8 protein-coding genes and 1 riboswitch are annotated in these 12,014 nt (G+C 43.7%); of the genes, 3 read left to right on the top strand and 5 right to left on the bottom strand.

Annotated features, from left to right (window positions below; all coding sequences use genetic code 11):
- Positions 1 to 22: 22 nt before the first annotated feature.
- The gene (locus FPZ42_RS10625) at positions 23 to 859 is read right to left on the bottom strand and encodes an N-acetylmuramoyl-L-alanine amidase family protein (RefSeq protein ID WP_186458742.1); all 837 of its coding nucleotides are present in this window, start codon (positions 857 to 859) and stop codon (positions 23 to 25) included.
- Positions 860 to 1,052: 193 nt separating this feature from the next.
- Between FPZ42_RS10625 and FPZ42_RS10630 the strand changes: the two genes are divergently transcribed.
- The 3 genes from FPZ42_RS10630 to FPZ42_RS10640 are packed head-to-tail and all read left to right on the top strand — an operon-like array spanning position 1,053 to position 6,569.
- Positions 1,053 to 3,737 carry a putative LPS assembly protein LptD gene (locus tag FPZ42_RS10630; RefSeq protein ID WP_261382274.1) on the top strand — a complete coding sequence of 895 codons (2,685 nt, stop codon included), beginning with the start codon at positions 1,053 to 1,055 and terminating at the stop codon, positions 3,735 to 3,737.
- 1 nt (position 3,738) lies between these two features.
- On the top strand, positions 3,739 to 4,986 hold the full coding sequence (locus FPZ42_RS10635) for a competence/damage-inducible protein A (protein WP_146271161.1): 1,248 nt from the start codon (positions 3,739 to 3,741) through the stop codon (positions 4,984 to 4,986).
- 44 nt (positions 4,987 to 5,030) lie between these two features.
- Positions 5,031 to 6,569 carry a dihydrolipoamide acetyltransferase family protein gene (locus tag FPZ42_RS10640; RefSeq protein ID WP_146271163.1) on the top strand — a complete coding sequence of 513 codons (1,539 nt, stop codon included), beginning with the start codon at positions 5,031 to 5,033 and terminating at the stop codon, positions 6,567 to 6,569.
- 71 nt (positions 6,570 to 6,640) lie between these two features.
- Here the strand turns inward: FPZ42_RS10640 and FPZ42_RS10645 are convergent, their stop codons facing one another.
- From FPZ42_RS10645 to FPZ42_RS10660, 4 genes are all read right to left on the bottom strand, one after another.
- Positions 6,641 to 7,852, bottom strand: coding sequence for a glycosyltransferase family 87 protein (locus FPZ42_RS10645; protein WP_146271165.1), 1,212 nt, complete (start codon positions 7,850 to 7,852; stop codon positions 6,641 to 6,643).
- Positions 7,853 to 7,961: 109 nt separating this feature from the next.
- Positions 7,962 to 9,197, bottom strand: coding sequence for a homoserine dehydrogenase (locus FPZ42_RS10650; RefSeq protein ID WP_146271167.1), 1,236 nt, complete (start codon positions 9,195 to 9,197; stop codon positions 7,962 to 7,964).
- Positions 9,197 to 10,252 (bottom strand): homoserine O-acetyltransferase family protein, encoded by a 1,056-nt coding sequence (locus tag FPZ42_RS10655; RefSeq protein WP_146271168.1) that lies wholly within the window; start codon positions 10,250 to 10,252, stop codon positions 9,197 to 9,199. The genes FPZ42_RS10650 and FPZ42_RS10655 overlap by 1 nt, the downstream gene beginning before the upstream one ends.
- Positions 10,253 to 10,340: 88 nt before the next feature.
- A complete protein-coding gene (locus FPZ42_RS10660; RefSeq protein WP_146271171.1) occupies positions 10,341 to 11,654 on the bottom strand; it encodes an O-acetylhomoserine aminocarboxypropyltransferase/cysteine synthase family protein in 1,314 nt (437 codons plus the stop codon).
- Between the two features lie 235 nt (positions 11,655 to 11,889).
- A riboswitch (SAM riboswitch) is annotated at positions 11,890 to 12,002 on the bottom strand.
- Positions 12,003 to 12,014 lie beyond the last annotated feature (12 nt).

Raw genomic sequence — 12,014 nt, forward strand, 5'->3', positions numbered from 1 at the left:
TGTGTGGTAGATGTGTATCAAATTAATTAGTACCAGTTCCTTCCATCTGGTTTTTGTATTTCGTAATAGCGCGTACTATCGAGTTGACTATTTCTGTTTGCCCGGCTTCAGAGTTTAAATACTCTTCATCCTCCGGGTTGTTGATATATCCTGTCTCAACCAGTACAGACGGCATTGCAGCATGGCAAAGCACATAAATGCTCTGTCCGCGCAAGCCTTCACTTCGCCTTCCGTCAACCTGAACAATCTCATCGTTAATTAAGTTTGCAATATTTACACTTTGCTTGCGAAAACGCCGTTTATACTCGTTTGTTAGTATCACAACCACCGGATCATCCGGGTCAAGGGCATCACCAAGGTCACTTTCTCCCTCTACCTGGTTGGCCTTTATCTCATTCTCAGCCTCAGTAGATCTTTTAAGGGCATATATTAAAAACAAAGTGCCCTTTCCTGATCTATCAGGCACCCGCACTGTACGATATTTTGGCCGGCGGGCAGTACCGCCAACGCGCTCGCGGATAACCCTATCCGGCAGAGAGTTACAGTGGATTGAGATAAAAAGGTTTCCCTTGTTCTCGTTTGCTATCTGGGCCCGGCGTTCAAAGGAGACATCATCTTCTGTAGATCGGGTTAAAACTGCTTTTACACCGGTGATATCTTTTTCTATAGCTTTCTGCAATTTTAAAGCAATGGCTAACGTTACATTTCTTTCGTTAGAAAATGAGCCATCTGCACCTCTTGAATAGTGTCCTTTGGGAGCGTTCTCTGGCTTAACGCCGTGGCCGGCGTCTACTATTACTGTGCGCAATTTAAAGCCGTTGGTAACAGTGTCGGTTAAGTGACTTTCTGCGGAGGCCATAGCATTAAATGAAAACGCTGATAAGCAAATTAGTAGCGCAGGCGCACTACAAATAGCATTTTTCAGCCTGTTCAATAGTTTATTTTTCATTATGTTTGGGGCTGTTAACTGTACCGTGCAAAAATAGTATTCATAATCAATTTTGAAATTAGTAAGGCTTTTTTTTCTATTTGCGCTTGTTTTAATAGTTAACATGATGGCGTCTGCAAAAAGAGGGCATCATAATGTAACTGTAAGGGATACTATTATAAAACTTGATTCGATACGAGACAGGCGCCTGCTTAGGCTCGATAAAAAAGACAAGGCCAATAAAAATAATAGGCCCGGCGCATCGGCAGGGCAGCTTAATACCAGACAAGACACCACCCCAGGTGCCGGCGGTTTAAAATCTATAGTTAAATCTGTTGCCGAGGATTCCACCTTTGTAGACAATGAAAACAAGATCACTTATCTGTACGGTAAGGCACGCGTTACCTACGAGGATTTTGAGCTGGATGCCGAATACATCCGTGTTAACGAGAAAACCCACCTCATATTTGCCAGGGGTGCAATTGACCCCAGGACAAAGCGCTATGTAGGCAGGCCATTGTCAAAGTCAAAAAACGAAAAGCCGGTAGCATCAGACTCCCTGCTGTTTGATTATAAAACCAAAAAGGTAAAGATATGGAACCCGGCATCAGAGCAGGAGGGAAACTTCATATCTGGCGGGCAGGCAAAACGTTTAAATGAAAACGAAGTTGCGTACCGTAATGTCATATTCAGTACCTGTAACCTGCCTTATCCTGACACACACTTCGGTATTGTGATCACCAAAGGTATCGGTGAAAAGAAACGCATCATATCCGGGCCGGCCTACCTGGAAATTGCCGGTGTTCCGTTGCCAATAGGTTTGCCATTCGGTTTTTTCCCAAAACCCGACTCAAGGTCATCCGGAGTTATTTTGCCGTCGTTTGGTGAGGATCAAAAATTAGGCTTCTTCCTGCGAAATCTGGGATATTACATGGCTATCAATGATAATATCGACCTTACCACAATGGCCACCATTTATTCCAGGGGCTCGTACGAGATCAATACCAATGCGCGCTATTTAAAACGTTATAAATACGGTGGCAGCTTAACGCTTGCATATGGTTCGCACAATTATGGTCTGCCCGGCGACCCGGCTGCAAAGGATTTTAATATCACCTGGACGCACTCACAAGACCCTAACGCTAATCCGGGGACTACCTTTAGCGCTTCGGTAAATGCCGGTACATCAACATTTTATTCAAATAGCGTAAACCAGAGTAATTTTAACGTACAGGCGCTTACACAAAACAGCTTACGGTCGAGTATTAACTACGGCAAAACCTGGGCAAATTCGCCTTTCAACTTAAATATCAGCTTAGGCCACAGCCAGGATCTTGCTGCCAAAACCGTTAACCTGGAATTGCCAACACTTAGCTTCAACATGGCTACGCTAAGTCCGTTTAAAAACCCGGAAAGCGTTAATCAAAGGTGGTATGAAAAAATCACAGTTGGTTACAGCTTGCAGGCAACCAACAGACTGAATAATATCCCGGAATCTGAACTATTTAAATCAAACACATTTACTAAACGTTTGCAGAACGGTATGCAGCATACCATTCCTATTGCGTTTAACACCACGCTGGCTAAATTTTTCCAATTTAATACAAGTATAAATTACATCGAGCGCTGGTATCTACAAAGCACCCGGATAAGACTGGATAGGGGCTCAAGCGCGGGGCAGGTCAATCAAATAAGGGACACTGTTCCGGGTTTTAACCGCGCTGGTGAATATAGTTTTAGTGCAGGTTTCTCCACTAAACTTTATGGTACCGTTCCGTTCAAAAAAGGTAATATACAAGCTATAAGGCACATTACCACGCCGTCCATAAGTTTTGCCTACCGTCCTGATTTTGGCGATCCAAGCTATGGATACTATCGCACGGCAGTAAGCAGCGCAACAGTGCCATATCCCTACTACGCAACCCGTTATTCCATATTTGATGGTTTACCTTACGGAGGGCCAAGTCCCGGCAAGCAAGCAGGTCTTAATTTCTCGCTCGATAACACCATTGAGGCAAAGGTTAAACCTAAAAGTACTGATACAACGGGTACGCCCAAAAAGATCCCCATTTTGCAGGGTTTAACTTTTTCAACTTTTTACAACTTTGCAGCCGACTCGTTGAAGCTTTCGCCGATCAACTTTAATGGGCATACTTCTATTCTGAACCAAAAAGTAAATCTGAGCTTCAGCGGTAGTTTCGACCCTTACGTAACACTCGTTCGCGATTCCATTTCAGGTGGCCAGATACAAAAGTATATCAGGCAAATAAACCGTTATACCTGGCAGGATGGTAGGTTCCCTACGCTAAGGCAGTTTACATTCTCCATGAGCAGCAGTTTAAACTCATCGTCTTTTTCGCCTAAGAAAGCACCGATGCCTGTGGGAACATCTATGCAAACCATGTCTGCTGATCAAGCCCAGCGATTAGCACTTATGAATGGTGACCCCGGTGCTTATATCGATTTTAATGTACCCTGGAATATTTCGCTTAACTACAGTTACAACTACGCTAATAACTATTCTGGCTCCACTACTGCAAATACCCTGATGATAAGCGGCGATGTGAGTATTACGCAAAAATGGAAGATACAGTACAATACTACCTACGATATAAAGGCAGGTAAGCTATCTGATGCAACATCATTTGCAATTTACCGCGACCTGCATTGCTGGGACCTGTCTATCAACTGGTTACCTTTTGGTTTCTATAAATCGTACAATGTAACCTTAAAGGTTAAATCAACCATTTTGCAGGACCTTAAATTGAGCAAACGCAGCGATTACACCAACAACCCGGGCTTTAACTAATATGCTGGCAGAAATTATTACCATTGGCGACGAAATTTTAATAGGACAGATTGTTGATACCAATTCTGCCTGGATGGCGCAGTTGCTAAACAGCGAGGGTATAAGAGTTAAACAGATATCGTCAGTATCTGATAACAGGGAACACATTTTGAAAGCCTTTGCGGAAGCAGCAGAACGAGTTGACATTATTTTAATAACCGGTGGCCTTGGCCCAACCAAAGACGATATAACTAAACAGACACTTGCGCAATACTTTGGTGTGCCGCTTGTTTTAAATGAGGATGCATTAACCAATGTGCTGAATATATTTAAGCGCTACAACCGCCCAATGCTTGATGTGAACCGTATGCAGGCGCAAGTACCGCAAAATTGCGAGGTGATATTGAACCATAATGGTACTGCACCGGGTATGTGGTTTAATGAGGATGGTAAAATATATGTATCAATGCCGGGCGTGCCGTTTGAGATGCAATACATGATGCAGGACCAGGTTGTGCCAAAACTGAAACAAACCTTAAAACTGCCATCCATAGTCCATAAAACAATATTGACGGCCGGCGAGGGAGAATCATACCTTGCTGAAAAGATATCAGATATTGAAAGTAGTTTGCCGCCTCATATCAAGCTGGCCTATTTACCTAAAATGGGGCAGGTGCGCCTGCGTTTGAGTGGTGATGGTGAAGATGAGGCAGCGCTGAAAAAAGAGATTGATGTGTTTGCTGCACAGATTGTTGAACGGGTAGGTGTTAATGTGATAGCCCAGGAAGATAAGCCGATAGAAAAGGTTATCCTTGATGAGATGGCTTCGCGCGGTTTAACGCTAAGCCTGGCTGAGAGCTGTACCGGCGGATATGTATCGCATTTACTTACCCAGCATGCAGGCTCATCGGCCGTTTATTTGGGCGGCTTGGTAAGCTATGCAAATGATCTTAAACAGCATATCCTTGGTGTAAAGGAAGAAACTCTCTACCAGTTTGGCGCGGTAAGCGAACAGACTGTTATTGAAATGGTTGAGGGTGCATTACGCCAGTTTAAGTCTGATTATGCGGTTGCAATCACCGGGATTGCAGGGCCCGGCGGGGGTTCTGAAGAGAAGCCCGTAGGTACCGTATGGATAGCGGTGGCAAATGCAAATAAAACTGTGACAAAGAAATTCACATTTGGTAACAAGCGTTTACAAAACATTGAAAGAAGTGCCGTGAGCGCATTTTTTATGTTGAATACTTTAATAAAAGAAACTACAACTTAACCTTTCATTTCCCTAAATTTGGTCACTGATATACAGTTTTACTTATGGCCAAATACCAATTGTTATTGCCGAAAATGGGGGAAAGTGTTGCAGAGGCAACAATAATTAAATGGAATAAAAAACCAGGCGATTATATTGAAGCAGATGAGGCAGTTATGGAGATCGCTACCGATAAGGTGGACTCTGAAGTGCCATCTCCGGTATCTGGAAAATTGATCGAGCAGCTTTACAAAGAGGATGACGTTGTACAGGTTGGATCTGTAATAGCTGTAATAGAAACAGACGCCGCAGAAGAAGAAACGGCTGCTGCTCCAGCCCTTGCCGAGGCCGAAAAGCCTGCATCGCAAGCAAATCAAGAACCACAAACATCAGAAGCTCATCAGCCGGACAAAGCAGAAGCACCGCAAGAAAATAATGCGGAGGAAGCTACAGCCCAACAAGCTGATGCAATACCGGGATTAGACCAGCTCGAGCAAAAAGAAACAACAGCACCAAAAGCTAACGATGGCATCAAATACGAAAATCGTTTCTATTCTCCTCTCGTCAAAAATATCGCTATCCAAGAAGGTATCAACAACGATGAACTTGACCGCATAGCCGGGACAGGTGCCGAGGGGCGCCTTACTAAGGATGACTTGTTAGATTACATACAACAACGCGGCGCCAAAAGCCAGTCGACCCAGAATTTTATTGCACAGCAAACCGCACCTGAGGCCCCGCAAGTGCCTGCGGAACAAACTCAAGCATCTCAAGCAAAGCCTGAGCCTATTTTTGCCTCTCCGCATCAGCAGGTGCCGAAAACCCAAGCACCTCAACCAGCGGCCGAAACGCCAAAAGCTGAGCAGGCATCAGCACCGGCAACTTCTGTATCCGGAGGGCACGAGATCATAGAGATGGACCGCATGCGTAAGCTTATTGCTGAGCACATGGTGCACAGTAAGCACACATCGCCACACGTAACCTCTTTTGTTGAGGCCGACGTTACCGAATTGGTAATGTGGCGCGATAAGATCAAAAACTCGTTTGAAAAACGCGAAGGTGAGAAGATCACGTTTACCCCTATATTTATTGAAGCTGTGGTAAAGGCTATCAAAGATTTCCCGATGATCAACGTGTCTGTTAACGGTACGCAGATCATCAAGAAAAAGGATATCAACATCAGCATGGCCACAGCCTTACCAAGTGGTAATCTTATTGTACCGGTTATTAAAAAGGCCGACGAGCTTAGCTTGCTTGGAATAACAAAGGCGGTTAATGACCTGGCTAACCGTGCACGTGGTAACAAACTGCAGCCCGATGATGTGCGCGACGGAACGTTTACGTTAACCAACGTAGGCTCTTTCGGTAACGTTATGGGTACGCCAATCATCAACCAGCCTCAAGTGGCTATACTTGCGGTGGGTGCTATCAAGAAAAAGCCTGCAGTTGTTGAAACTCCGCAAGGTGATGCTATTGCCATAAGGCATATGATGTTCCTTTCTTTATCCTATGACCATCGCGTGGTTGATGGTGCCTTAGGCGGCTCATTTGTGAGCAGGGTAGCCCACTACCTTGAAAATTGGGACCCAAACAGGAGTTTATAGTACAGGAATATAGTTAATTTAAATTGTGAGTTCTACAGAAAAAGGCTTCCCGAAAGGAAGCCTTTATTATTTTAAGCATTTGCTGCAACTGGTTTCAGCTGTAAAACATTCTCTTCCGTTTCCTCATCAAATTTGCGGGTAAGCATTTCGTGGACAATCTTAAGCCAAAGTATAAATGCCGGCAAAGCCATTAGAGCATATTTGACGATATAGTTCTTACGGATATCAGGCGGGAAAAGATCGGACCCGCCAAAACCCGTCAGCAACAGTGTAAAAATAAAAACGAATCGCTCAAAGCTGGTAATAGGGCGTTTAAGATTTACGTACCAGATACCGAAGCCTATAAAAGCTATCACGTAAGTTGGTGGCTCAGATCCGGTGCTGAAAATTACCGTAAACACCAGTACTGATGCTAACAGCAATAACTGGTATTGCTTATTGCGCCAGTATTTTATCCTAAGCATTGATGCGCCGAATAAAAGCAACGCCGGGATAAGCGTATACAGGTTTGAGATGCCTTGTGCGTTAAAGATCTTGGCTATCATCCCCATAACACTAACGTTTCCTCGGTATGAACCTAAGTTGGCTGCGTTTTTTGCTTGCAGATCGGGCAACCAGTCTTTGTAAGTTTGAATAATGTAACTTGGTGATGATACCGCCATAGGCAAAATAAATAATACCACCGACCAGAACACCAACCCAAGTATCAGCCTCAATTTATTGTCTGAAAAGAAGAAGAACGCAAGCCCGACTATCCCGTAAAGTTTAATAGCGGTGCCGATAACGATCATCAACGCCGCCCAAAAATCCTTTTGGTTTCTGATAAGTAAAAAGCTGAATATTACTAATGAAGCGATCAAAGGGTTTACCTGCACATTACCGGATGATCCCATCATGGCATTTACGTTAAGCAAAAGAATGATTGTTTTTTGGAAATTATTTAAAGGCAGTTTTATAATGGCATAATAGGTAACCCAGGTTAAAAAAAGTACCCAAAGTATAACGCCTACTTGGTTGGGCAACAAAGCAAAAGGTGCCATTATTAAACCAAATACCGGCCCATAGTGGTTAAGGTCAAAATAATATTGCGGTTCGGGGCCAAACAAAGTATGCTGATGGATGAGGTTTAAAAAGTTATGCTTATATATAATATAGTTATTATGGGTGGTTTCGGTGTTCTCTGGATGGGCGATAATATCTTTTGCTACAGCAAACAAACTCAGGCCGAACAACAACACCACCACAAAGGTGCGGTTAAACAGGGTTTTTCTTAAAAGGGTCATCTATATAAAGCTTGCCGCGAAATTAATCATTTCATTGCAATCATCATTTCAATAAAAAAGCCATCCCGGTTTCCCGGAACGGCTTTAATTTAAAGGAGTGATCTAAAATTTATGCTTCTGCTTCCTGCAGTTTGGCATTAGCAAGCTTCACGCCGGATAGCTGGTCGGCAAAGGCAACAAAGGCCCCGCTATCGGCTATTTGCTGTTGATTGTCGATCAATTTTTGCAGATTGATCTTGCCGATAACAAACTTGTAACTGCCTGAGTAGAAACGTTCGTGGATGTGTTCAAATTCTAAAGCATCAACCAAAGCTTCATCATCATAACGCAGGTAGATATTGATATCTACATTGTTGGTGAATTGCAAGCGGTTATTATCTGCTTTGGCTTTCTTGTATTCGTAAGCATAGTTATATCGCAAGGCTGCAATATCTGAAAGTACGGCAGAACCAGTAGGGTGGCCCCCAGCACCTTTGCCAAAAAAGAATTGCTGATCGGCAAAGGCGGCTTGCACTGTTACGCCGTTGTACTCATACTCTACATTGTAAAGGAACTCGCTTTCGGTAACAAACTTTGGTAATACAAAAAGGGTTACGTGGCGGTCATCCAGTTCTTTAGCAACCGGCACCAGTTTTATTTTGAGGTTCTTCTCGCGTGCGTACTGCAGGTCTTTCGCAGATAAGTTCTGGATACCAACGTTCAGTACATCTTTAGGATCTATAACCACGCCATAGGCATGCGCAGCAGCAATGATGAGTTTGTATTTAGCATCAAACCCACCAACATCCATGGTTGGGTCCGTTTCGGCAAAGCCGAGATCTTGCGCTTGCTTTAAGGCTGTTGAATAATCAAGCCCTTCTATAAAACCTTTTGATAGGATGTAATTTGATGAGCCATTAAAAATGCCGCTTATGGAATGCAGCAATTCGTTATCGTAATACTCTTCCAGGTTACGAATGATAGGGATACTGCCGCAAACAGAGCCTTCATATAACAACGATGTTCCGTGCTTTTGCTGCAAGGCTATCAGCTCGTCCAGGTAAGTGGCGATCATTTTTTTACTTGCCGAAACCACATTCTTGCCTGAGCTTAATGCCCGAGATACGATCTCAAAGGCCGCTTCAGTATCATTTATCAGTTCAACAACCGTATTAATTTCAGGGTTGTTCAATATATCGTCCCTGTCTGTAGTGAATAACTCTTTTGGTAAAGAACGGTCTTTCTCAGGGTTTTTGATGGCGATCTTTACGATCTCCAGGTTAAGGTTCTTTGTTTTGATGATATCGTACAGTCCCTGGCCCACAACGCCGAAGCCGAAGAGACCAATGGTAAGTTTCTTGCTCATTAAGCTATTTTTTGTAATTCAATAATTTTTCCCTTTACATCCGTTTTAAGGAAGGATGTGATCACCTTTGTAAGGTCTTCGGTCTCTATCAGGAAACCATCGTGACCATAAAACGAGTCTAATTCGGCAAAAGCCGACTTAGGTATATGCCTGAACAGGTATTGCTGTTCCTCAATAGGGAACAATACGTCTGACTTGATGCCAATTACCAAAGTGCGCGCCTTTACCAGGCCCAAAGCTTTATCAACTCCACCACGGCCACGGCCAACGTTGTGCGAATCCATCGCTTTTGACAAAAACCAGTAGCTGTAAGCATTAAAACGGTTCACAAGTTTTTGTCCCTGGTAGTTTTGATAGCTTGCTGCTTTAAAGCTCTCGGGTATCTCGTCGCTGTCTTCCTGTTGAGTAATGCCGTAAGTTTTGTAATTACGGTAGGATAGGAGCGCGATACTTCTGGCTGCTTTTAATCCCTTTGCACCGCCATCTATACTACCTGCCTGGAAGGTACGGTCGGCACTGATGGCCAAGCGTTGCGATTCATTAAACGCAATGCCCCATGGTGAGTGGTTAGCATTGGTGGCGATCAATATCAGGTTCTTGATACGATCCTGCTCGATAATGCTCCACTCCAAGGCTTGCTGGCCGCCTAAAGAGCCGCCTAACAATATTTCTATCTTATCGATACCTAAATGGTTAGCCAGTAACTGGTGCGCTTTTACAATATCCCTGATAGTATATTCCGGAAATGCCAAAAAATAGGGTTGACCGGTTGCCGGGTTATTGCTTAGCGGGTTAACTGTTCCATAAGGCGAACCCAGAACATTAGCACAAATAATAAAATGTTCATCAGGGTTAAAATGGTCTTCGGGGCCAAACAGGCCTTTCCACCAGTCGAAAACATCGGAATTTGCAGTGAGGGCATGGCATACCCACACTACATTATCCCGGTTTTTGTTGAGGGTACCGTAAGTATTGTAACCTACTTCAATACCTTGTAATTTACGGCCCGATTCAAGTTCGAAAGTCCCTGTATAAGTAAAGGTTTGTGTACTCATTTCTTCTTTTTCAGTTATAGATGAGCGGCTGCCTGGCAACCACTCTCTACAACTATCACTTAAAAACTAAAAAACTATTAGAAGGTCTTTATGCATATGCTAACTGACCGATCTTGACAAATGCCTGCTCAAAATCGGCTTTAATATCATCTATATGTTCAATACCAACGGCAACGCGCAGCAGGGCAGGGGTAACACCGGCAGATAGCTGCTCGGCATCGCTCAGTTGTTGGTGCGTAGTTACTGATGGTTGTATAATTAATGTTTTTGAATCGCCTACATTAGCTAAATGACTAACCAATTTAAGGTTATCGATAACGGCCGACGCATTTTCCTGCCCGCCTTTTACTTCAAAAGACAACACAGCGCCAAAGCCATTCTTCAGATATTTTTTAGCGTTGGTGTGGTTTGGTGACGATTCCAGTCCCGGGTAGTTCACTTTTTCTACTTGCGGATGTTGCTCCAACCACTTAGCTAACTCAAGTGCATTATCTACATGGCGTTGTACCCTTAATGACAGAGTTTCCAGTCCCTGGATGTTTAACCAGGAATTGAATGGTGATTGCGAAGGGCCAAAATCACGCAAGCCTTCCACACGGGCACGAATGATAAAGTTGATGTTACCAAAAGGGCCATTGATTCCAAACACGTCATTGAATATCAGTCCATGATAGCCTTCGCTCGGCTCGGTAAATTGCGGGAATTTACCGTTACCCCAGTTGTAATTACCGCCATCAACAATTACACCCCCAATGCTGGTGCCGTGGCCATTTATCCATTTGGTTGTAGACTCCACAACGATGTTGGCACCGTGTTGTAACGGGCGGAACAGGTAGCCACCGGCTGCAAAAGTATTATCTACTATTAGCGGTAGATCATGCTTTTTTGCCAATGCCGCTACTTGATCAAAGTCGGGAATGTTGAAACCGGGGTTACCGATAGTCTCTACATAAATGGCTTTGGTTTTAGCATCGATGTGTTTTTCAAGATTTTCGGCTGTATCATCCTCGGCAAAACGTACTTCTATACCAAGGCGTTTAAAAGCTACCTTAAACTGGTTATACGTGCCTCCATATAAATACGGCGAGGTAACAAAGTTATCTCCTGCCTGCAGGATATTGTTTAAAGCAATGAACTGAGCCGCCTGACCTGATGATGTTGCTAAGGCTGCTACACCGCCTTCAAGAGCGGCAATGCGTTTCTCAAAAACATCAGTTGTCGGGTTCATCAAACGGGTATAGATGTTGCCAAATTCCTTTAAAGCAAAAAGGTTGGCACCATGCTCGGCGTTGTTAAATACGTAAGACGTGGTTTGATATAAAGGAACCGCGCGTGATCCGGTGGTAGGATCTACTTCCTGACCGGCGTGTAATTGTAGGGTTTCAAATTTTAGTGCAGACATGGTAGTATTTTTTAAGTTGATTTAAAACTGAGATTAACTGGCAAGCGGATAGAACTATCCTAAGCAGAGTAACACGTATTTTTCAGGAAACAGAAAAAGGGAACGTGTACTGCATCAACAGCAGCAGCAACACATGCAAATACAGCCATTAGCAGGGTTGTATACAGTAAATGTACCCGATTGGGTTTGCGATGTGTTTTGTTGGGCTAAATAAATCAGACTTTTCATGACTATTAATTTATATCCCCCGGGTAAATTATTTTCCGGGACAGGAATTGGCACCTTCTGCACCTTGCAGGGTTGCCAGCGGTTCTCAGAGCCTGATCTCTCGCCGCTTCTTTATAAATCAAAATCCGTGTG

This window comes from Mucilaginibacter achroorhodeus, from assembly GCF_007846095.1.
Lineage (GTDB): Bacteria > Bacteroidota > Bacteroidia > Sphingobacteriales > Sphingobacteriaceae > Mucilaginibacter > Mucilaginibacter achroorhodeus.